Origin of the sequence: Paenibacillus sp. MY03, from assembly GCF_002165585.1 — a bacterium.
GTDB lineage: Bacteria > Bacillota > Bacilli > Paenibacillales > Paenibacillaceae > Pristimantibacillus > Pristimantibacillus agaridevorans.
In genome coordinates this window covers 51,062-73,410 of record NZ_MXQD01000018.1, presented here as the reverse complement: position 1 = coordinate 73,410, position 22,349 = coordinate 51,062, and the positions used below count along the sequence as shown (strand labels likewise).

Sequence of the window (22,349 nt, the reverse complement as noted above, 5' to 3'; positions counted from 1 at the left end):
AACGTGTCGAAAAGGGAGAAGTTATGAAGGTGGCAGGCTTGGTCGGGAAATAAACGAGTTTTTGCCATGATCTCCCTCCTGGGCGTATAATAAGAAGGATAGAACAGATACGAGGAGGGGCAGTTGCATGGTACATACGGCGGTCACGCCTGCCATCTTATCGCTGCAGGTCGGGAAACCCGTCCTTATTGCCCACGGCGCCAAGGAGGTGCTCAGCGGCATCTTCAAGGCATCAACAACGGATGCGGTATTTGCAGGTACAAATGGCCTGGAGGGGGATGGTCAAGGCGACTTGATCAACCATGGAGGACCGGACAAAGCGATATGCGTATACAGCGCGGCCCGATATCCTTACTGGGAGTCCGAATTCGGTCGGCCATTCCTGCCAGGAGCCTTCGGAGAAAATCTGACGATCGGACCCTGGACGGAACAGGAGCTCTGCATTGGCGATATTGTAGCGGCAGGCGAAGTTCTGCTGCAGGTTAGCCAGCCGAGGCAGCCTTGTTACAAGCTGGGAATTCGCAATGAGCTCCCTGAGCTGCCTGCACGAGTACAGCAGACGGGTTACTCGGGCTTTTATTTCCGAGTGCTCAAGGAAGGATATTTAGCTGCCGGAGAGAAGCTTATGGTCGCAGATCGCCATCCTGCCGGAATTACCGTCATGGAGGCGAATGTCATCATGTATCATCAAAAGGATAACGAGTCCGCCATCCTGAAGCTGCTGAGCGCGAAAGAGCTGGCTGCCAGCTGGCAAGAGCAGCTGGGCAAGCGGCTGGACAAGCTTCGCGGCGGAGCATAACGTTACCCGAGCGGAGAGGAGAAGCATGGTGTCCGACATTGAACAACAAGCGGCAGACGCAGCGTCGCGATATGGCTGGCAAGGTCCGTATCACACGGAACCTGCCGCTGTCAGCGGCATGAACAATACGACACGAATCATCAGCTGCGGCATGGACAAATACGTGCTCAGACTCTATAACAACCATGGCGACGCGGATACCGTTCGTCTGGAGCATGACATGTTGAAGGCGCTTTCGAACAAGTATTTAACGTTCCGGATCCCGAGTCCTGTCTTCAATCTGGATGGAAGTACAATAACGGAACTACCGGACGGCAAGCTTGCTTGCCTGTTTACCTACATAGAAGGAGAACGTCCCTCGCCAGAGAAAAGTGCCCACGTGAAGGCGCTTGGAGCGGCATGCGGCGAGCTGAGCCGAATCCTTAGCGGCATTAAATTAAAAGCAGTTTCCGGGTACAGCCCCTATTATGATTTGGCAGAGACATATGCCTCCATGGACAAGGCTTCGCTCCTCGGACTTGCTGACAGCGATGCCGGCATTGCCGAACGGATCCCGAAGCTGGAATATTTGCAAAAAGAAAGGGAACGCGCGCTTCAGGCTTGCATGAGCGTGGCCCAATTGCCGCAGCAATGGATTCATGGCGACATTTGCTTCGGAAACGCACTGAGCATCGGGGACGCCATCTCAGGCATTCTCGACTTCGAATTCGTCACGATGGATTGCCGTGCCATGGAGCTTGCCGTCCTTCTGGTTGATCTGCTGAAGCCGGAGTTGGCGATAGGAAGCAAGGAACGGTTGGAGCTCGCCGCGCGGGCCTTCCAGACCGCGGTCCCTCTCACCTCCGAAGAGAGGAATCTGCTTCCGACGCTAATGAAGCTGCGTTTGCTCGACGTAGCGCTTCACTTCGCCGTTCGTTACCGCGATGGTCTGGACGGTCCGGAAGTATTGGCGGACATAGTGGACAACTGCGCTTTTGGTTGCGAATGGCTTGCGTTTAACCCTCTTGATTTTTGAACTCACACTACTTAGGAGGAATCAGGAATGAGTCTTGCACAAGCGTTAGGATATAAGGAATCTGACCGATTGCTGTTAGTAAATGCAGACGATTACGGTCTAAACCATTCTGTGAACATAGCGGCTCAGGCTTTGTTGGAATCGGGCGATATCAGCTCGGCTACTTTGATGACGCCGTGTGCCTGGGCGAGAGAGGCTGCGTTATGGAGTGCCGAACGTCCGAATCTGGATGTTGGCATCCACTTTACCTTCACAAGCGAGTGGGGGCCTTATAAGTGGGGACCTGTTACGACTAATGCGGATGTATCCTCGCTCGTAACGAAGGAAGGATATTTCCATGCCGATTCCAAGTCGTTCGAGGAGCATGCCGATGGCGAGCAAGTGAAAATCGAGTTGATAAATCAAGTCGAACGCGCGATAGCTCTGGGCATGCAGCCTTCCCATGCGGACAATCATATGGGCAGTCTGTACGGCCTGCAGACAGGCAAACACTTTATGTCGCAAGTGCTGGACGTATGCGCGGCGTACGGCCTGCCGTTCCGCCTCCCGAGATTTGTGACGACGGAGCCTGGACAGGTCGCTCCGCCGCATGTGGAGGAACAGGCCAGGCAAGTAGCAGCGCTCGCGGATTCCAAAGGCGTGGTCATTCTCGATTATTTGGTGGGACTGCCTTTCCGCCTGGAGGAGAATGAAACCTACGACGGCTTCAAGTCGTCGATGAAAGCCTTATTGTCGGGATTGCAGCCGGGCGTAACCGAGCTGATCATCCATCCTTCCGTTGCTAACGAAGAATTGAACGTCTTCCATCTGGAGCCTGCGAAGCGGGTGATGGAGTACGATATTTTCCGGGATGAGGAGATCAAGCGGCATCTGAAGGACGAAGGGGTTATTATGATCCGTTGGAGCGATCTCCGCAAGCTTCAGCAGGAGCGGGCAGGGCAAGGTCAATAACAAGAAGGGACTGTGGAATGGATGTCATATGATTTCATCAGGACGCTGACGCAAGATGTGAAGACGAATATCGGGAAAGTAATCGTAGGCAAGGAGGATGTGATTGATCTGCTGCTGATCGGATTGATCACCTCCGGTCATGTACTGCTGGAGGACGTGCCGGGCACCGGCAAAACCATGCTGGCCAAGTCGTTCGCAAAATCGTTGTCGCTCGACTTCAAACGGATACAATTTACGCCGGATTTGCTGCCATCCGATCTCAGCGGCATTCATTTCTATGATCAGAAGCGGAACGACTTCGTCTTCCGAGCCGGCCCGCTTTTTACGAATTTGCTGCTGGCGGACGAAATTAACCGTGCGACGCCACGCACGCAGTCCAGCTTGCTGGAATGTATGGAAGAGAGACAGGTGAGCATTGACGGAGAGACGAAAACGCTGGATCGTCCGTTTATGGTCATCGCAACGCAGAATCCCGTCGAGCATCAAGGCACGTTCCCGCTGCCCGAGGCGCAGCTCGACCGCTTCTTGTTCAAGGTGAGGATGGGCTATCCGAGTCAGGACGAAGGCATGGCGTTGCTAAAGCGATTCAAGTCGGAGGATCCGCTTGCCCGATTGGAAGCCATTGCAGGCTCAGCCGAGATTGAAGCGGCACAGCGCGCATATGCGACGGTTCCGATTCACGACGACGTGCTCCGATACTTGCTGCAGCTGGTTGAGCGTACACGGGGACGGGAGGATGTGGCGATCGGAGTCAGTCCGCGTGGCAGTCAAGCGCTTCTGCGCGCTGCTCAGGTGCATGCCGTTCTCAAAGGCAGGGACTTCGTCGCGCCTGATGATGTAAAAGCAATGGCTAAACCGGTGATGTGCCATCGATTATCGCTGCGCGGAATGGCAAGAGGGGCTCAAGGAGAAGCCGAGCGGATTATCGAAGATATCATCAAGGGAACGGAAGTGCCGGCGGAAGCCGGGCTGACCGTAGGTTGACGGCATGATTTTTTTCTGGTTCCTGTTGACTGCCGCTCTTATTATATACGTGCAGGGCGTGTTATTCCGCCGTTATTCGCTTAGAAACTTGAAGTATACTAGACGGTTCCAGAAGAACACATGCGTGCGCGGCGACGAGATCGAGCTGATCGAGGAATTGTCGAATGAGAAGTGGCTCCCCGTCCCATGGCTGAGGGCGGAATCGCAATTGTCGGCTCATCTGAAGTTCCGGGGCGGAGACAACTTCGCCGTCAGCAGCGGCCAGCATTACCAGAATCATCGCAGCTTCTTCAGTCTTGCGCCCTATACGAAGCTGAGGCGCACGCATCGCTTGACGCCTGTCCGCAGAGGTGTGTATACCCTCAGTTCGATTACGATGACGGGTGGAGATCTGTTCGGGAGCATTGGCGTCTCCCAGCAGATCCACTTGCAAGGCGAGCTTCTCGTATATCCCAAAGCCGCGGACGTTCCCGTGCATGAGCTGCCGCATCATAGCTGGCAAGGCGAGACGGAGGTTAGACGATTTATCGTCCCTGATCCATTTGTCGTAGCGGGAGCCCGAGCTTACCAGCCCGGCGATTCCTATCGTCAGGTCAACTGGAAGGCAACGGCCCGCTCGGGCAGTCTGCAAGTCCATCAATACGCTTACACGGCGAGCCGGACGCTGATGATCTACGTGAATGTAGAAGACGGAGAATCCATGTGGCGGACGGTGACGAACGAGGCCCTAATCGAGCTGGGCATCGAATGGGCGGCAGGAGCGGCGCTGGCGGTAATTAATGAAGGCATGGAAGTCGGTTTCGCGGCGAATATGGCCAAGGTGGGCGAAATAGACTCCGTTCGCGTACTCCCCAGAAGCGGGCATGATCAGATGAACATTCTGCTGGATACGATGGCAAGGCTGAAGCTGGAGCGGACAGAGCCGTTCCGTACGCTGCTCGCGCAGGAAACGGGAGTCGGCTATAATGGCCTCGACCTGCTCATTATATCCGCCTATTGGAATGACGAGCTGGAGCGTGAGTCGGAACGTCTGCGCGGACTTGGACATGCCGTCTCCGTATGGACTTTGCCATCCGCCAAGGCGTTGGCAGATGGCGACTCGTTGCAGGAAGGAAGGGCTGGCGCATGAACGAATGGCGATCATCGAATTTCCTTCTCAAGAACGTGGCCAAGGGGCTGGCCGAGCTATTGTTTTTTATGCCGATCTGGCTGACGGCTGGGCTGTATCTCATCCCCTCAGCGTTCATCATCCTTTGGTGCCTGTTGTTGCTCGCTGTATATGTTGTCGCTGCTGCGATTGCGGATCGCCGTCCCGTCATGCGTATTGCGTCGCGTTGGTTAATCTCGCTTGTTTTAGCCGCCAGTACGGGCCTTGTAATTGGCGGACTTGGCGGGGGCTTTAGCGATTACAAGTTATGGATCGCGGCCATCGTTTGCGGCATCTGCATGGCTGAGCAAGGAGCCGCCATGATCCGAAAGGGCTGGGCGGAGTCGTTCCATACGGTGAAGATGGGCGTCGGAGTACTGGCTTATATGTTGTGTATTCCTTTTTCTTATTGGTTCCTTCATGAGCTTGCGGATCTGCGAATCGTCTTGGCGTTATGCGGCATTATAGCTGTCCTTTTGGGGTTGTACATCCTGAATGACCGCCATCTGTCGAAGGAGTCCGTGGACGGTTCCAAGTCCAGGACGCTGGTCGAGGCGCGTCGGCGCAATAGGTGGCTGCTAGTAGCCTTATCCGTTTTTATGCTTGTGCTTGCGACTTTTCGGCAAATCCAGCAATGGATTGAGGACACTGTATTGGCAGGGCTAAGAGGTTTGTTTGCCAGGCTGGGCAACGGAGAGGAGCCGCCGCAGCCCCCTCCGGATCAGCCGCCGCAGCAACAGCCTGAGATGCCGCCGATGGAGAGAGGCGAGCCCGCTCAATGGCTGGTATGGCTGGAGCAAATCGTCAAGATTGTCGTCACGATTTTGATCATAGCCGCAGCTCTATTCTTGTTATATTGGCTGGTTAAGCGGTTAGCTGTTATAGGCAGGAATTGGCTGGACAGGCTGCTTCAAAGACAGTCTTCTATAAGCCAAGACGAAGGAGCATATACAGATGAGATCGAGAGCTTAATGTCATTAACCAAATGGAGAGACCGGATGGCTGACAAGCTGAAGTCTCGCCGTGGCGCCAAAGGCGATTCCGAGCCAGGCTGGGATGAGATTTCGGAGGGAAAAGAGCGGATGCGTTGGTTGTATCGCAGATGGCTGCGAGGGAGTATGCGCCAAGGCTACGAGCCGCAGCCTTATCTCACGCCGCAAGAGGTTGCGCATGACTTGGCGCAGTGGAGAGGCGGCGACGGCGAAAGGCCGGGAGGCGAGGAGTTTGTCCGAGGATATGCTTCTGTGAGATATGGAGAAGCTCAACCAGGCGAGGAACAGCTCGAAGGGCATCGTCGTTGGGTGGAGGAACAAATTTCCGCCGAACGCGCTTCGGGAAGCAGACGAAAAAAATCCCGGGATTAAAGATGCTCAATTCAAAGGACCTCGAAATCCACGACATGGTGGAATGCGAGGTCCTTTTGCAACTTTGGCAGCAAAGCAGTGATTATAAGTGAGTGAATATCCTCTATAAGCAAGCTTATAATTTGCTTCTTATATCCTCAACGATCTTTTGCCCGTGGAAACGTCCCGATTCGATAAAAATTTCGTTCGCCTCATGTCTGGAGGCCACTACGCCGGCAAGGTAGATTCCAGGTACATTGCTCTCCATCGTGTCTTCGTTGAACGTCGGGTAACCTTCGTCTTCCATCGTTATGCCTGAAGCGGTCAGAAATTGGCGGTCCGGATGGAAGCCTGTGAGAGCAAGCACGAAATCGTTAGGAAGCTCCGTTATGCCTTCGGGAGATTCGATGATAACCGCGCGTGGAGTAATCTCGACGACTCGGGAATTAAATTTCATAACAATGGCGCCATTGTTTACTTTGTTCTCGATGGTAGGCCGTACCCAGGGCTTGATGCTTCGAGAATAGTCCTCGCCGCGGTACACGATCGTGACTCTGGCGCCGACCCGCTCCAGTTCAAGCGCGGCATCGATGGCAGAGTTGCGTCCGCCGATGATCGCAACCTCCATGCCGATATAGGGATGCGCTTCGCGGAAAAAATGGCTCACTTTTTCCGATGTTTCGCCGGGAATGCCTATCATATTGGGATGATCGAAGTAGCCGGTCGCAATGATGACGTTTTTGCTTTCGTAGGACAATGCATCTCCGTGGCGGTCATGTCCTCCCAGTACGAAGCTGCCGTCCTCCCTGCGTTCGATGGAAGTGATCGTTTCGTAAGGCCGGATACGCAGCCCATGACGCTGTGCGGCAGTTCGATAGTAGTGCAGAGCTTCGATCCGCGAAGGTTTCTCGTTGGCGGACGTAAACGGAATATTGCCGATCTCCAGCCTGTCCGCCGTGCTGAAGAAATTCATGTACGTAGGGTATTGGGAGATGGAGAACGCGATATTACGTTTCTCGATGACAAGCGGGTTCAGGCCCGCTTGCTGCAGCTCGATGGCAGCCGCCAGTCCGCAAGGCCCCGCCCCAATTATTATGGCTGATTCCAATGACATGATGCCGATCCTCCTGAATGATAAACTAACTTTACATTAGAACAGGTGCAAACATATTCCTCTATATTACCCCCGAAGCTTCGGCAATGGCAAATTTGGCGAATGTCTGTCTTGTACAGCCTACGGAATATTGTATAATAGGAGGAAACGCTTAAGTAAACCACCAACAAGATCTTACAGGGGGAGAAGCCATGCAACGACGGTTTGTAATCGAAGCAGTAATGGTAGCCACGTATGGCCATCTGCTCGTCCCGAGTCGTCCCGTTGATTATGTCATTCCATATACATCGATTGCGGAGCTTTACGATATGAGAGATAGCCAGGAGCCCGTCATGGATGACCCGGATGATGATGCGCACGTCAAGGCCAAAATTAATGAACTTATTGCATTCTTCGAGGATTCCCTGAATCGGAAGAAGATCGAAAAGGCTTTGCAGGTGCCGTGGAGAGAGAGCGCTCCGTTGCTGCTGAACGACAGTATCCAATTTACAATCGTCAATGCCGTGGACAACGCGCAATATGGGGAGATTTTCGACCCCGTCGAGACGGAATTGCTGCTTTCCAGCCTCAAGCTTAACGTTCCGCTGTTGTCCGATCAATTCGAATTTCAAGATAAGCTTATCGATGCGGAAGTGCCGGTACAGGTATACGACATCGAGGATTTCGAATTCGCCGTTGAAGAAGGCATTACGCCTGTCGATATGGAACTATAGTTCGCAGCCGGACAATAAAGCCGTCAGCGGATAAAAAGGGAGATCCAACATAAAGGGCAAGCGGGAGACGCTGGGAGGCGTCAATCCGGCTTGCCCTCTTTTTGTCTTCTGTCGATGGCTTCCGCCATTGTTTTATCCGTCAGATGCGCATAGATTTGCGTCGTCTCGGGAGAAGCATGTCCGAGCTGCTCCTGCGTCTTGTAGATATCGTTTTGCAAATAATAGTCCGTCGCAAACGAATGTCTGAGTTTATGTACGGAGAGATAGGGCTTGCCGAATCGCTTGGCATACTTGATCACCATGGCCTGAATCGCGCGTTTCGTCATGCGGGAGCCTTCATTTTTGCCGTTAGCGATGGCGAGGAACAGCGCTTTCTCCTTGCGCGGCGACTTGTATCTGGTTTCCCTAATGGCGATATACGCAGTCAGGTCTTCGACGGCTTCCTGACGGAAGTATACGGGCGTCTTAAAGGTATCGTCGTTCTTGCCCTTGCGAAAAACATAACAAAGCTTCTTTTTTAAGTCGATATCGTCCACGTTCAAGTTGACGACCTCGGATACGCGCAGTCCGGAATGAAGGATAAAACTAATGATGCAAGCATCGCGAACGCTATTTAGCTGAAACGAATGGGAGGCTTGTTTATTGTCTGCTACGTCCGTGCCGTAATGGACCTTAACGTAAGCCATAAATTCCGCTATCTCTTCCTCTTGCAGCAGCTTGCCCTCCAGCTTGGCCGCCGTGTCCTTGGGCTTATGCGTCCGTTTGATCGTAACTTTGGCCATAACATTACGCTTTAGCAAAGGATAGAAGTCGTCATCCTCCGCGATTTGGCTCAAATAATGAAAGAGAGAGCGAAGGGACGAGAGCTTGCGCGAGATCGTCGTTCGATTATTGCGCTCCGGCTTGTGCGTCGAAAGAAACATCCGGTAGTTGTCGATGCTCTCCATCTTAAGCACCTCCAGCTCAGTCAGCTTGACTTCGCGGTAAGAAGATGCCTCCGTCAATCCTTCCGCCATCAGCCACTTCATAAATGTTTCGTAATCCCTTACATACTCGAGGAGAGAGGAAGGGGACAAATCGGGAAGCTTATAAGCGATAAATTGCTCGATATACCAAGGCATAGATGGAAGCTTGGCATCAAGCTCCTCACGGTCCTTCTGCTTAAGCAGGTTCATGCACTAACGCCTCCTGTACCAAAGCCTGGTCGGCTTATATGCCGACTCTATGTTCTTATTGTAACAACGGCAACAGCCGGGGACAACAGGCTCGGAGACTTACATGGACGAGTATTTTAAAGAAATAGCAATTATTTGTAATTTCTGCAGATCGGTTACATTCCAGCCGGGGCTATGTTACACTCTTACGAGTCGCTTGCTAGCATTAGCTGGCGATAATCGGAAGAGGAGGCATGATGCCAAGATGATAAACAAACTTAGAATCGGCGCCATGGTCGCCGTCCTGCTTGCATTGACGTTAGGGACTGTGATGCAGCCGGCTTCGGCGGCGGCACCGGCCACTTTACAATATGGATCCACTGGCGCGGATGTGCCGGATCTCCAATATAGACTCAAGACGTTAGGTTACTTCAATGAAGGACTCACCTCTTACTACGGCGGAGTTACCCGCCATTCCGTGCTGCTGTTCCAGAGGGATTACGGTTTGAAAGCGGACGGAATCGCTGGACCTGCGACATGGAAGATGCTTAAGAAGGTATCGGTCAACAGACACGAGCTTGACTTGCTTGCGCGAATTATATACGGCGAAGCGAGAGGAGAACCGTACGTGGGGCAGGTAGCAGTCGGCGCGGTCGTCATGAACCGAGTGGCTCATGCCAGCTTCCCGGATACGGTAAAAGACGTGATCGAGCAGCCGCGCGCATTTACCGCAGTGGACGACGGTCAATATTACATGAAGCCGGATACGACAGCATATAAGGCGGCGCTGGACGCCGTACGCGGCTACGATCCGTCAGGCGGAGCGTTGTATTATTTCAACCCGGATACGGCAACATCATCCTGGATCTGGTCCCGCAAGCAGATTGGCAAGATCGGCCGTCACATCTTTGCTGTCTAATAGATAAAGCATGATCGTGGAGCAGCATGTTGCTGCTTCCATCGACATGCTTTTTTTTGTGAAGACATGCTATAATAGATCGGTACATAACTGGGAGGTGCAAGATGAAGGTCGAAATATGGTCGGATTATGTATGTCCGTTCTGCTATATTGGCAAAAGAAAGTTCGAAAGCGCGCTTGCCAGCTTCGAGCACAAGGACAGCGTTGTTACAGAGCTGCGAAGCTTCGAGCTGGATCCAAGTACGGATTCTTCCCTCGGCATGACTACCCATGAAATGCTATCGCGCAAATACGGGATGAGCCTGGAACAAGCGAAGTCGACTGGCGATGGCGTCGTTCAACAAGCGGCAGCCGTCGGACTGACGTTCCGCCTGGATGGCGCATTGTCGCTTAATACGTTTAACGCGCACAGGCTGGCACATTACGCCGAGGAGCAAGGCAAGGGAGCAGCCATGTCCGAGCGCCTGCTTAAAGCTTATTTTACGGACAACTTGAACATCGATAATCCAGAACAGCTCGCTGCGCTTGCAGACGAGGTCGGACTTGACAAGGACGCGGCGCTGGCAGTGCTTCAATCCGACAGCTATGCGGATTCCGTCCGGGCGCAGGAGCAGGAAGGCAGCCGGCTTGGCATTCGCGGCGTGCCATTTTTTGTCATCGATCGCAAATATGCGGTGTCTGGTGCCCAGCCGCCGGAAGTTTTCCTGGAGACGTTAAAAAAAGCTTGGGCCGAGAAGTCCTGAAGTAGCAAACAAGCTTGCGGTATGGAACCGGGGCCGCTTGCACAAAATAGATCACGGCAGCAGGGAGAGGATACAGACATGTCTACGCAAGAAAGCCCATTGTACGTTTTTGTCGGTTCTTACGCTAACCAGGAGGATAACGGCGTCAAGGTGTATACGCTGGACGAAAAGAGCGGCAGCTTGACGCTGAAGCACGAATACGCGGGTCTGCGCAATCCGACCTTCTTAAACGTGGATGCCGCTCGCGGCCGTCTCTATGCGATCGCGGACATTACGAAGGAATCGGGCAATAAAGTCGGGATTGGCGTCTCGTTTGCTATCGATAAGGAAACGGGCGAGCTTACGGAGCTTAATCGCGCCGAGATGGCAGCCAATACGACATGTCATATTCAGCGTGACCGCGAAAGCCGCTTTCTGACTGTAACGAGCTATCACGGCGGCATGATTGGATTGTCCGCCATCGGAGAAGACGGGACGATCGGCGCTGTTTTGGACACTGTCCAGCATGTCGGAGCGAGCACGGGCGTAGATCCGCAGGACAAGCCTCACCCGCATTCCAGCTTCTATAGTCCCGATGGGCGTTACCTGTTCGTGCAGGATCTGGGGCTTGATCGCATTGTTGCTTACCGCCTGGATGACGAGCAAGGCAAGTTGATCCACCACAATGAAACGGTCATTCGTACCGGAGGGGGTCCACGGCACTTCGTGTTCCATCCCGGCGGCGAATTCGCCTATGTCATTAATGAACTGGATTCAACGGTAACGGCATTTCGATATGACGCGGAGAACGGCGTGTTAAGCGAGATTCAGACAATCAGCACATTGCCTAAAGAGTTTGAAGGAGAGAACGGCTGCGCGGAAATTACGATTTCGGGCGATGGCAGGTATGTGTATGGCTCAAACCGCGGACATGACAGTATCGTCGGCTACCAAGTACAGGAAGGCAGCGGCGAGCTAAAGGTTATTCAGCATATCTCGACGGAAGGCGGCCATCCGCGTCATTTTGCTTTAACTCCGAACGGCAATTATTTGATCGCGGCCAACCGCGACGGCAATAATCTCGTCACCTATCTGGTGGACAAGGAACAAGGGACGCTTACTTGGACGGGACATTCAACGGAGGCTTCCAAGCCTGTTTGCGCCATTCCGGTATACTTATCTTCATAAATCACAGCATCATGCATTTTTTGGCGAAAGAAAGGAACTAGATACTCACGTGACGACAACAAGCGACGGTACAAAACCGAACTTAAAACCTACAAAAATATGGAAATGTAAAAATACCGAATGCAAAGCGTGGGTACGCGATGAATTCGCGGCAGCGACAGAGCAGCAATGTCCCATCTGCAAAGGGCCGATGCTCCGCAGCATGAGACATCTTCCTCCGGTTCAGAACAAGGCGAAGTCGCAGCCGCGCAAGCCAAAAAACGATTTCTAACAGCTCAATAAGGAAACAACAACACCCCTTTCTCGAAGGTTTACTCCGTAGAAAGGGGTGTTGTCTGTTCAAGAACAGCCTAGCCGATTAATTTGAGTCCGATTACGCTGGCAAGCACGAGGGCCATAAAAAAGAGCCTAAGCGGCGTTCGGGGCTCCTTGTAGAACAGGATGCCGACTAACGCGCTTCCCACCGTTCCGATGCCGGTCCAAACCGCATATACCGTGCCCATGGGCAGGTCCTTCATGGCAAGCGACATAAATATGAAGCTGGCAAGGAAGCCTCCGCCCAGCATGAGGATACTTCGGGCAGATACACGCTTGTTCAGCTCCGAGATGCCAACGACTCCAACGACTTCCAGCATTCCTGCTAAAATGACGAACAACCAGCTCATGACGATGTTCCTCCTTCGCGTTCATGCGTAACCAGCTTGAGTCCGATTACGCCGGTTAACAACAAGGAAATAAAGGCGATCTTGCCCCAATTAAACGGTACGCCGAATACGGTCATCTCCGCGATGACGCTGCCGGCGGTTCCTAATCCCACAAAGACCGCATAGACGGTGCTCGTTGGCAATATCCTGGAGGAGTAAATGAGCAAGCCAAAGCTGACTACGATAGCCACCCCGGTTACAATCCACTCCCATACGCTGTCCGCGTGTTTTAAGCCGATGACCCAAATAACCTCGAAACAAGCAGCGATGACGACGATAAACCAATATTTGTTGTTAGATGAAGACATGTAGATCTGCTCCTCTCCGTTTTTGTTAAACCTAGCATGGCATTTGCGGGCGCAAACAATCCGTGGCGGGCATCACAACAAAAAAAACCCGGGAAATATCGTATCGATATCTCCCGGGCTTTTGTCCCTCCGTGTCATTCGCAATAGAACGGCTATCGCGCGGATTCCCTCGGACCAGTCCGGCGCGAGCGCCGCGGAACCCTAGAATCCCTTTGCCATATTCGGTTCGTTTGATTATAGTACAGGATGCCCGGCATGGTCAAGTGCAAGAATGCCGAATCTATGATAGGATGAGGGAAGCTGCTGGAGGAAAGTAGGCGAGAGAATTGGAGAATGATGAACAAAATAAGAAGGAGCGGCGGATCGAACAGCCTGTCATCTTGATTGACGGCCACTGCTACCTGTGTCAAGATATTGTTCGTTATTTGGTAAAGCGCGATTCCCGCGCCCGCTTCCGATTCGCTGCGTTGCAGTCTCCCGCTGGCCGGTCGATTCTCAAGGCAATGAATGATGGCGGGGACGGGGACATGGATGATTTCGATTCTTTCATCCTTGCCGTTAACGGCCGTTACTACAACCGGTCGGGAGCAGCTCTCCGGGTATGGAAGGGACTTGGCGGCTGGCGTTCGCTGGCTTACGCGCTGATCGTCATACCCGCGCCAATCCGGGATGCCGTCTATCGGTTCATCGCACGCAACAGATACCGCTGGTTCGGCAAGTCGGAGCAATGTTTGCTGCCAACCAAGGAAGTTAGGGAACGATTTCTGCCGGAAGGTTTCTAATTCTAAATAGATGGGGCTCAGTTCATGAAACGATTTAAGAAGTTCTATATCGAAACAACGAGTATATGCAATTTATCCTGCCACTTCTGTCCGCCTACTCAGCGGGCGAAAGGGTTTATTTCGGTGGAGGATTTTATTAAAACGCTGGATCAAATAAAACCCTTTACCGACTATATTTATTTCCATGTCAAAGGGGAGCCGCTGCTGCATCCCAAGCTGGACGAGCTGCTGGATATTAGCCATGAGAAGGGCTTCAAGGTCAATATTACGACGAACGGGACGCTGATTTCCAAAAATCGTTCCAAGTTGCTGGGCAAACCCGCCCTCCGACAAATGAATTTCTCGCTTCACAGCTTCGATGGACATGCGGGCTCCAAGGATAAAGCCGGCTATCTGGCCGCCATCCTGGACTTCGTACGCGAGGCGACAGCCCAGAGCGATCTCATCGTATCGTACAGGCTATGGAATCTGGATATGGATAACGAAGTTAACCAGCAGCGGGACAAAAACAGGGAGCTGCTCTCCATGATCGAAGAAGCGTACGGTCTCGACTATCACATTGAAGAGAAATTTAAGCCGGGTACAGGGGTAAAGATCCAGGATAGGATCTACCTTAATCAGGATCCGGAATTCAAGTGGCCCGATCTGAAGGAACCGGAGGATGACGGCAAAGGTTTCTGTCATGCTCTTCGCAATCAGGCTGGCGTGCTGATTGACGGAACGGTCATTCCGTGCTGCCTTGATGGGGAGGGAGTCATTAACCTGGGCAATATTCACAATAGTCCGTTCGCGGATATTGTGGAGGGAGAGCGGGCTGTCAAGCTGTACGACGGCTTCTCGCGCAGGGAAGCCGTCGAAGAGCTGTGCCGGAAGTGCGGGTACCGTCAACGTTTCGGGACGTAGTGACGGACATGGGATTCGTAGATACCTCGTCCATAGGCGGCATAGTAGCTGATCCCGCATGCCAAGGCGAAGTAGGCAATGCCTGCTGGACCAAACAGCTCCACTCCAAGCAACAAACAAGCGAGGGGAGCTCTTGATGCGGCTCCAAAGACGGCGATAAGACCCAACGCGGCCAGGAACGGCGAGGGCAGCGATAACAGCGGCGCCAATGCGCTGCCGAGCGTGCCGCCAATGACAAAGAGCGGCGTGACCTCGCCTCCAAAGAAGCCGGCTCCTAATGTAAGAGATGTAAAAAGAAGTTTCCAAGCAAAGTCTTGAGGAGCTGAAGTTCCATCAAACGAATCCGCTAACAACGGAAGTCCCAAACCTAAGTAGTCGCGCGTTCCGAGACTATATACGAGTGCAATAATAATAAGACCGCCGACAATAGGGCGAACCGCGGGATGAGGAACATACCGGGCAAACAGCCATTTCAGCGACGAAGTAAGCCGTACGAACAGCTTGGCGACGATACCGAACAGTATCGCGGCCGCCGTCACCTGCGCCGTTACGAGCCAATCCAGCTCGGGCAGCGAGCCAATCTTGTAATGGCTATGATGCGCTCCCCAGGCAAGCGTAACATAATGACCTGAAAATCCGGCAAGCAAAGCGGGAATCAAAGCTCGGAACCGCATGCGTTTCGGCGCAGCCACTTCGATGCTGAAGACCGTACCGGCGAGCGGAGTGCCGAACACGGAGCCAAAGCCGGCGCTAATCCCGCAAATAAGCAGCAATCGTCTATCCTCTACGGGAAGCGAAAGCCGCTTGCCGATGGCTCCGGCAAGACTTCCGCCCATCTGAACAGCCGTTCCTTCGCGTCCGGCGGAACCGCCAAACAGATGGGTTACAACCGTGCCCAACAGCACAAGCGGCGCCATTCGGAACGGAACCTCGCCGTTGCCCGCATGTACTTGTTCGAACAACAGGTTGTTGCCTCTGATCGATTGCCCTCCGACCTTTATATAGAGGATGCTGACCAGCGCCCCGCCTGCAGGCAGGAGCCACAATAACCAAGGATTGGCGAACTGCAGCGCAGTCGCTTCCTCCAGCATGAAGAGAAAGAGTGCGGAGGCGGTGCCTGCCGCAATACCTGCGGCAATCGCGAGGCTGCACAAGCGAAAAATGGAGAACCAACGAGCATTCACTTCTGTAGACAACTCCTCAAACGAAAAGCCGACACCCGTCGAAGAGGGATGTCGGCTTCGCTTATGATTGGACTTCGACGAACACGAGCTTTCTGCGTTCGTCTCGTTCGGCGGCAGACTTATTGTTTACTATTCTACAACAGTTGCAGGCCGCGTCCAACTAATGACGCCGTCGTCGTCCATGATTCCGATCGTAACATCCGAAATATCGGGATCGCGAAGCAGGTTGTCGATGACCTTGTGTTTGATTGCGGTCGCTTGCGCGAGACTTAAGCCTTTGCTTAACTCGATATAGGCTTCCACATGATACGCGCGGCCTTCCTGAACGATCCGCATTCTGCCGATATCCGTCACGTCCGTTTGAGACAAAATATTGCGGCTGATTCGATCTTCCACGTCCTTGGGAGCTGCAACCCCGATTAAGCCGACCATATTGTCGTAACCAACCTTAAAGGCGACGCCGATCATCAGGAACGAGATCAGAACGGTGGCGATACCGTCCAGCAGCTTGAAGTCCGTAAATTCGGCAAGAATAACCGCTATGAGAGCGAGCGCCTGTCCAAGCGTAGCGACGACATCCTCATAGAATACAAGGCGGGTGGGAGGAGCAGCTCTTCCCGCATTGCGGACAGCGGAAGAGATAATGCCAATGCCTTTTGCTCCGGAACGGGTTTCTTTGACGATTTCTTTCATTGCTTTGATCAATATGGCGCCGTCAATGCCGATTGCGATCAGCAAGACAATGAAATTAAGCCAGAAGTTGGTGGATTCCTCGGGATGCTCTAGCAGCTTAACGCCTTTGTGAAAGGTTTCGTACGCCATAATCGTCACCACGATGACGGCCACCATGCAGAAGAGATTGACTACGCGGCCGAATCCCGTGGGAAACCGCTTTGTCGGTTTCTTCTCCGCCAGGACGCTGCCGGCAAAGACGAAACCCTGGTTAACCGCATCCGCGATCGAATGCATGGCGGAAGCGAACATTGTGCCGCTGCCGCTGATGGAAGCTGCGATGGCCTTGATCACCGCGAGGCCCGTATTGCCAAGAGCCGCGATGCCTGACGAGGTGTTGCCTTGCTTAATTAATGCGATCAAATTGCGCATGCTACGATTACTCCTCCATATACCGTAAATTTACATGTAATTATATGCCTTTTCGATTATTTCTTCAATGTAAAGTCTAATATGCCTTTAACGAGCTCCGTCATTCGACACTTTACTTTTGGCAATTGTCGATAAACCTTATATAATGATAAAGGTATCACGAAAGGAGTCGCTGTTATGATAACAACCGAGAGAGCGGTACATAAGGAACAGCTTGAGCAGGCATTTGCCATCCGGACGGAGGTTTTTGTCGAAGAACAAGGTGTTCCCCATGAAGCGGAAATCGACGAATATGAAGGAGAGTCGAGCCATGTGCTCGTTCGATACGACGGAGAGCCAGCCGGTACGGGGCGTGTTCGCAGTCTGGACAAGATGGCCAAGCTGGAACGGATCTGCGTAAGGGAGAAGTTCCGTAAAGCCGGAATCGGCGCAGAAATTATGAAAGAGCTGGAGGCGATCGCGCGTGAACAGGGGTTGACCAAGGCCAAGCTTCATGCACAGACGCAAGCAGCGGATTTTTATGAAAAAACAGGATACACAATCGATTCGGATATATTTATGGAGGAGAACATCCCCCACGTGAGAATGATCAAACCATTATAGAGGCAATGCGTTTATTTATCCAATAACACGCGGCGAAAGAAGGGTTATGCGTGATATTCTCTACCTATACGTTCATCTTCATCTTTCTTCCGGTTACGTTTCTCGTCTATCGCGTTTTGGCGAGCCTGGGCTGGAAGAATGTGGCCAAGCTGTGGCTTGTGCTGGCTTCATTGGCTTTTTATGCAAAAGGAAGCGGGACCTTCGTGCTCCTGTTCATCGCGGATATAATGCTGAATTTCATGATCGGCAGCTTGATCGTGAGAGCGGCCAAAGCAAACGCAAGGTGGACAAAAAGATTGCTGCTCACGGCGGGTCTTGTGCTCAACGTCGCATTCCTGGGATACTACAAGTATGCGAACTTCGCCATCGAAAATGTAAACCTGCTAAGCGGCGGTTCATTCCCGCTGCTGGAGATTGTGCTTCCGCTTGGAATCTCGTTCTACACGTTCCAATTTATCGCTTACCTGGTCGACTGTTACAAAGAGCGAACGAAGGAAACGCCTGTTATCGACTTCCTGTTGTTCATAACCTTCTTTCCGCAGCTGATCGTGGGACCGATCGTCCATCACGAAGATATGATCCCGCAATACAAGGAAAAGGGATTCCTGCGATTCAACAAGGTAAATATGATGCTCGGCATTTTTCTGTTCGCCATGGGCTGCGCCAAAAAAATTATGTTAGCCGATCCGCTTACGAGTTATGCTGCATCATTTTTTGGAGACGTCGGAGCAGGAGATACGTTCGCGGCATGGGGCGCGTCCTTTGGCTATACCATCTCTTATTATTTCGATCTTTCCGGTTATGCGGACATGGCGCTGGGACTTGCTTTTATGTTCAATATCCGTCTGCCCCATAACTTTAATTCGCCCTATAAATCAAGGAATTTCCGCGAATATTGGCAGCGATGGCATATGACCTTGTCGAAGTTTCTGTCCGATTACATATTCAGAAGCTTCTACCGAAAGGGAAGCGGCAGCTTTAACTTCTACTTCTCCGTCATGATGACGTTTTTTGTTTCGGGTTTCTGGCACGGAGCAGGCTGGCAGTTTATTATCTGGGGTCTCGTCAATGGAGTGTTCGTCTGCATGTCCCACATGATGTATCGGAACAAGTGGCAGCTGCCCTTTTTCCTGGCGTGGGCGCTTACGTTCGCGGGAGTTGTCGGCACGCGCATCCTGTTCGTATCCGACGATATGAAGGAAGCGACGGCGGTCTTCCGCAAAATGTTCAGCCTCAAAGATTATTCAGGCCTTGGCTTTAGCGGTTTCGCCGACCATCTCGTCATCTACGCGGCCAATAATGCCTATATTCTCGCGCTGCTGTTTATCGGCATGGCGATCACGTTTTTTACTCCGAATTCGAAACAGTTGACGGACGACTTCAAACCGAAGATCAGACATGCCGTCGCAGCCGCGTTCATGCTTGGCATTTCGCTGGCGCAGATGACGTCGGTATCTAATTTCTTATATTTCCAATTCTAGAAGAGGGGTGTTCCTCATGACGTTCCGCAGATGGATAACTGCGTTCCTTGCGTCGCTGCTGCTCGCGGCTGCCACGCTCGGAGGGTTCAACATGATCGTGGATCCGTTCGGCGTATTCGGGGACAAGGTGCTGGGCTGGCACTCCTACAACATGGTCAATAATCCCAGGGTCGCCAAGATCGGCTATCTGGATCAATATCACGACCGTTACGATTCTTATATTATCGGGGGGTCCAAATCCAGCTCGATCTCTCCGGAGCTCCTGAACGACTATTACGGCGACGGAGCCAGCTTTTACAGCATGTTGATGTACGGCGGCGACTTCAACGATTACGAAAAGACGCTCTATTATCTAATCGACGAGTACAAGCCAAAAAATATCGTGCTCCACATGAGCTTGCAGGAGATCAGCCACTTTAACGAAACGCCGACGGACTTCAAGCAATCGCTGCATGCGAAGGTGTCGGGCGAGTCCAAGCTTAAGTTTTACTGGGACTACTTGAAGCTCAATCCTACGTACGGCTATTCCAAGCTGGAGGGGTACGCGCAGCGGTCGGTCGATCCGTTCCAATACTCGCAGTTCATTCCCGAGACGGGCGTCTATAACAAAATAAAACGAGACGCGGAGCCCGTCGACAATCTCGAGACGTATATGACCGCAAACGCCGCGGCGTTTGCGCCGTTCGGCAAGCTGGAGGCGGTGGCGCTGGACAAAAACGTCGAATCGTTGAAACGGATGAAGGCTTATACGGAGGAACACGGAGCCACCTTTAGGCTTATAACGGGCGCGACGGCGGATCAGGAGCTGTTAAGCTATGATATGGAGGAGCTTAAGACGTATTGGACCAAGATCGCGGAGGTCACCGATTTTTGGGACTTTAGCGGTTATTCGGGCGTCAGCGGCGATCCGCGTTACTTCTACGATACGATGCATTACAGGAATACGTTAGGCGCCATGATGCTGGGTTATATTTTTGAGGACCCGGACGTGTACGTTCCCGCGAATTTCGGCCACTATACGACGAAGGATAATGTTCGTGAGAGGGCAGAGGAAGCTTTTACTCGTCCCGCTAGCTTGAACGGACAATCTGTTGCCATACCGATTCTCATCTATCATCATATCGACGACGACCCGTACGAGCCGAATTCGTTAATTACGTCGCCTGCCAAGTTCCGAAGCGACATGGAAGCGGTAAAAGCTGCAGGCTACAACACGGTGCTGATCCAGGACTTAATCGACTACGTGGACGGAAAGAAAACGCTACCTGACAATCCTGTAGCCATTACGTTCGATGACGGCTATCTCAGCAATTACGAATACGCCTATCCTGTTCTCAAGGAGCTGGGCATGAATGCTACGATCTCCATTATCGGCTGGTCGGTGGGACGTAACGAGCACCGGATCCCAGGCAAACAATTTTACCCACACTTCACTTGGGAACAAGCGAGGGAAATGCAGGATTCCGGGGTAATCGATATTCAAAACCATAGCTTCGATCTTCATGAATCATCGCCGGATGATCCATCCGTACGCAGCGGCGTGCTGCAGATGGAGGGAGAGAGCAATGGCGCCTATAGCGAAGCATTTGCCAAAGATGTCTCGTATTTGGCCAGCCTTATCGAAGAGGAAATTCCGAATCATGAGGTTAACATATTTACTTATCCGTTCGGCTATTACTCGCATCTGTCCGAACAAATTTTGATGGATAAGGGCTATCGCTCCACATTATCGACAACTCCTGGCATTAGCGTAATCCGACAAGGGGACAATCGCAGTTTGTTTGCGCTAAAGCGGATTAACGGGGGGCCTGAGGTGGCAAGCGAAGCGCTGGTCAAGCTGCTGGAGACTAAATAGAAATGAGGGGGTGAAAAACGGAAGGCTGCCCCAGAACGGGGGATCGTTCCATTCGGCAGCCTCCATCTGTTCGCCGTTAGCCTGTAGATGGGCTGTTCGGCGTATGTCCCTTCTGATTGCGATTCTTTGAAACGGATGCAACGGTTTGGTTCTCTGCATGTTTGGAGTTGACTGCATATGCATAGTTCCTGCTTGTCACTGATTGATGTCGATGACGACTCATGTCAAGGTGACCTCCATCCATAATGTTCATTGATTTCACAATGGGACATTTCTAGCCTGTCCTAATCGACATCGTTCTATTGAGGGAAGTTTCAACCAAGTATCTTTTCTAAGCTAAACTGTTCTGCAATCGTTAATGAATGTTAACTTGTATAGGGGAGTGGAGAAGGAATGAAACCTCAAGTATTTGTAGATCGGCAGCTGGCTCCTGAAGTCGTGCAATGGCTATCGCAGCACTGCGAGCTGGATATGTGGACAGAAGGGGATACCATCACAAGAGACGCGCTTCAGCAACGTCTTTCGAACGCGGATGGCTTTATTACATCCGGACGCCGAATCGACGAGGAGCTATTAAATGCCGCGCCTAAGCTTAAGGTCGTCAGTTCTATTTCGGTTGGCTACAATCATTTTGATATCGGGGCGATGAAGAAGCGGGGAGTTATTGGCACGCATACTCCTTACGTGCTTGACGATACGGTAGCGGATTTGGCATTTGCGTTAATGCTTGGATCGGCGAGGCGAGTGGCGGAGCTGGATCGTTACGTTCGCGATGGCAACTGGAAGCGCGGAGACGGCGAAAATCTGTTCGGTGTCGACGTACACCATGCGACGATAGGCATCATTGGCATGGGACGGATCGGCGAAGCCGTGGCGAAACGCGCCCGGTTCGGCTTTGACATGAACGTGCAGTATTATAATCGGACTCGCAAGCCGGAAGCGGAAGAACGTTACGAAGCCGCATATGTCGATCTGAATACGCTTCTCTCCACCTCCGACTTTGTCGTCATGCTGGCGCCGTTAACAGAAGAGACCAGGGATATGATGGGTCAAGAGCAGTTCTCGCGCATGAAATCATCGGCGATTTTCATTAATGTATCCAGGGGTGCGACTGTCGATGAAGACGCATTGTATGAAGCGCTCGAGACGGGCAAGATCCGCGGAGCTGGACTAGACGTGTTTAAGCAGGAGCCTCTCGATGGCGGACATCCGCTGTTGAGACTATCGAATGTTCTCGTTCTGCCGCATCTTGGCTCGGCAACGACAAAGACCCGAATCGTCATGGCTCGAGCAGCTGCGGAAAATTTGGTTGCGGCTTTGAAAGGCGAAACTCCGCCATACCTGGTCCCGGAATTTCGTTCGTAGCGATTAGCTGT

Annotated in this window: 23 protein-coding genes and 1 riboswitch; of the genes, 17 read left to right on the top strand and 6 right to left on the bottom strand. The window is 52.4% G+C overall.

Going from position 1 to position 22,349, the window contains the following annotated elements:
* Positions 1-127: 127 nt before the first annotated feature.
* Genes B1748_RS17665 through B1748_RS17640 form a run of 6 tightly spaced genes read left to right on the top strand, consistent with a single transcriptional unit; the run spans position 128 to position 6,260 of the window.
* Positions 128-799, top strand: a complete 672-nt coding sequence (locus B1748_RS17665) for an MOSC domain-containing protein (RefSeq protein ID WP_087569256.1) — start codon at positions 128-130, stop codon at positions 797-799.
* A gap of 25 nt (positions 800-824) precedes the next feature.
* Positions 825-1,814: a phosphotransferase gene (locus tag B1748_RS17660; protein ID WP_087569255.1), complete on the top strand. Its 990-nt coding sequence runs from the start codon at positions 825-827 to the stop codon at positions 1,812-1,814.
* 27 nt (positions 1,815-1,841) lie between these two features.
* The gene (locus B1748_RS17655) at positions 1,842-2,765 is read left to right on the top strand and encodes a polysaccharide deacetylase family protein (protein WP_087569254.1); all 924 of its coding nucleotides are present in this window, start codon (positions 1,842-1,844) and stop codon (positions 2,763-2,765) included.
* Between the two features lie 21 nt (positions 2,766-2,786).
* A complete protein-coding gene (locus tag B1748_RS17650) occupies positions 2,787-3,749 on the top strand; it encodes an AAA family ATPase (RefSeq protein WP_087569253.1) in 963 nt (320 codons plus the stop codon).
* A 4-nt stretch (positions 3,750-3,753) separates the two neighbouring features.
* Positions 3,754-4,878 (top strand): DUF58 domain-containing protein, encoded by a 1,125-nt coding sequence (locus B1748_RS17645; protein ID WP_087569252.1) that lies wholly within the window; start codon positions 3,754-3,756, stop codon positions 4,876-4,878.
* A complete protein-coding gene (locus tag B1748_RS17640) occupies positions 4,875-6,260 on the top strand; it encodes a DUF4129 domain-containing protein (RefSeq protein WP_087569251.1) in 1,386 nt (461 codons plus the stop codon). Before B1748_RS17645 ends, B1748_RS17640 begins: the two co-directional genes overlap by 4 nt.
* Positions 6,261-6,375: 115 nt before the next feature.
* Here B1748_RS17640 and B1748_RS17635 read toward each other — a convergent pair whose 3' ends face one another.
* Entirely contained in the window at positions 6,376-7,353 is a 978-nt protein-coding gene (locus B1748_RS17635) for a YpdA family putative bacillithiol disulfide reductase (protein WP_179215651.1), read from the bottom strand.
* Positions 7,354-7,544: 191 nt separating this feature from the next.
* Here B1748_RS17635 and B1748_RS17630 point away from each other — a divergent pair, with 191 nt between their 5' ends.
* A complete protein-coding gene (locus tag B1748_RS17630; protein ID WP_087569250.1) occupies positions 7,545-8,066 on the top strand; it encodes an ADP-heptose synthase in 522 nt (173 codons plus the stop codon).
* Positions 8,067-8,146: 80 nt separating this feature from the next.
* Here B1748_RS17630 and xerS read toward each other — a convergent pair whose 3' ends face one another.
* The gene (xerS, locus tag B1748_RS17625; RefSeq protein WP_087569249.1) at positions 8,147-9,241 is read right to left on the bottom strand and encodes a tyrosine recombinase XerS; all 1,095 of its coding nucleotides are present in this window, start codon (positions 9,239-9,241) and stop codon (positions 8,147-8,149) included.
* Between the two features lie 244 nt (positions 9,242-9,485).
* On the opposite strand from xerS, the gene sleB reads away from it, so the two are divergent.
* From sleB to B1748_RS17605, 4 genes are all read left to right on the top strand, one after another.
* Positions 9,486-10,139, top strand: coding sequence for a spore cortex-lytic enzyme (gene sleB, locus B1748_RS17620; RefSeq protein WP_087569248.1), 654 nt, complete (start codon positions 9,486-9,488; stop codon positions 10,137-10,139).
* Between the two features lie 104 nt (positions 10,140-10,243).
* Entirely contained in the window at positions 10,244-10,882 is a 639-nt protein-coding gene (locus tag B1748_RS17615) for a DsbA family oxidoreductase (RefSeq protein WP_087569247.1), read from the top strand.
* Between the two features lie 78 nt (positions 10,883-10,960).
* Complete coding sequence (locus B1748_RS17610) at positions 10,961-12,049, top strand: lactonase family protein (protein ID WP_087569246.1); 1,089 nt, start codon at positions 10,961-10,963, stop codon at positions 12,047-12,049.
* 49 nt (positions 12,050-12,098) lie between these two features.
* Positions 12,099-12,320 carry a cold-inducible protein YdjO-related protein gene (locus B1748_RS17605; protein WP_087569245.1) on the top strand — a complete coding sequence of 74 codons (222 nt, stop codon included), beginning with the start codon at positions 12,099-12,101 and terminating at the stop codon, positions 12,318-12,320.
* A gap of 79 nt (positions 12,321-12,399) precedes the next feature.
* On the opposite strand, the gene B1748_RS17600 is transcribed toward B1748_RS17605, so the two are convergent.
* Positions 12,400-12,714, bottom strand: a complete 315-nt coding sequence (locus B1748_RS17600) for a DMT family transporter (RefSeq protein ID WP_087569244.1) — start codon at positions 12,712-12,714, stop codon at positions 12,400-12,402.
* Positions 12,711-13,061: a DMT family transporter gene (locus B1748_RS17595; RefSeq protein ID WP_087569243.1), complete on the bottom strand. Its 351-nt coding sequence runs from the start codon at positions 13,059-13,061 to the stop codon at positions 12,711-12,713. Before B1748_RS17595 ends, B1748_RS17600 begins: the two co-directional genes overlap by 4 nt.
* 108 nt (positions 13,062-13,169) lie before the next feature.
* Positions 13,170-13,277, bottom strand: a riboswitch (guanidine-I (ykkC/yxkD leader).
* Positions 13,278-13,387: 110 nt separating this feature from the next.
* On the opposite strand from B1748_RS17595, the gene B1748_RS17590 reads away from it, so the two are divergent.
* Positions 13,388-13,843, top strand: coding sequence for a thiol-disulfide oxidoreductase DCC family protein (locus B1748_RS17590; RefSeq protein ID WP_256975742.1), 456 nt, complete (start codon positions 13,388-13,390; stop codon positions 13,841-13,843).
* A gap of 24 nt (positions 13,844-13,867) precedes the next feature.
* Positions 13,868-14,746 carry a radical SAM/SPASM domain-containing protein gene (locus B1748_RS17585; RefSeq protein WP_087569242.1) on the top strand — a complete coding sequence of 293 codons (879 nt, stop codon included), beginning with the start codon at positions 13,868-13,870 and terminating at the stop codon, positions 14,744-14,746.
* Here the strand turns inward: B1748_RS17585 and B1748_RS17580 are convergent.
* Positions 14,728-15,930, bottom strand: coding sequence for a chloride channel protein (locus tag B1748_RS17580; RefSeq protein WP_256975741.1), 1,203 nt, complete (start codon positions 15,928-15,930; stop codon positions 14,728-14,730). The two genes, B1748_RS17585 and B1748_RS17580, sit on opposite strands and share 19 nt — an antisense overlap.
* Before the next feature lie 129 nt (positions 15,931-16,059).
* Positions 16,060-17,034 (bottom strand): cation diffusion facilitator family transporter, encoded by a 975-nt coding sequence (locus B1748_RS17575; RefSeq protein WP_087569241.1) that lies wholly within the window; start codon positions 17,032-17,034, stop codon positions 16,060-16,062.
* Positions 17,035-17,211: 177 nt separating this feature from the next.
* Between B1748_RS17575 and B1748_RS17570 the strand changes: the two genes are divergently transcribed.
* The 4 genes from B1748_RS17570 to B1748_RS17555 all read left to right on the top strand — a co-directional run bounded on the left by B1748_RS17570 (position 17,212) and on the right by B1748_RS17555 (position 22,338).
* On the top strand, positions 17,212-17,637 hold the full coding sequence (locus B1748_RS17570) for a GNAT family N-acetyltransferase (RefSeq protein WP_087569240.1): 426 nt from the start codon (positions 17,212-17,214) through the stop codon (positions 17,635-17,637).
* 50 nt (positions 17,638-17,687) lie between these two features.
* Positions 17,688-19,118, top strand: coding sequence for an MBOAT family O-acyltransferase (locus B1748_RS17565; RefSeq protein ID WP_087569239.1), 1,431 nt, complete (start codon positions 17,688-17,690; stop codon positions 19,116-19,118).
* Between the two features lie 16 nt (positions 19,119-19,134).
* A complete protein-coding gene (locus B1748_RS17560; RefSeq protein ID WP_087569238.1) occupies positions 19,135-20,973 on the top strand; it encodes a polysaccharide deacetylase family protein in 1,839 nt (612 codons plus the stop codon).
* Positions 20,974-21,366: 393 nt separating this feature from the next.
* Entirely contained in the window at positions 21,367-22,338 is a 972-nt protein-coding gene (locus B1748_RS17555; protein WP_087569237.1) for a 2-hydroxyacid dehydrogenase, read from the top strand.
* Positions 22,339-22,349: the final 11 nt, after the last annotated feature.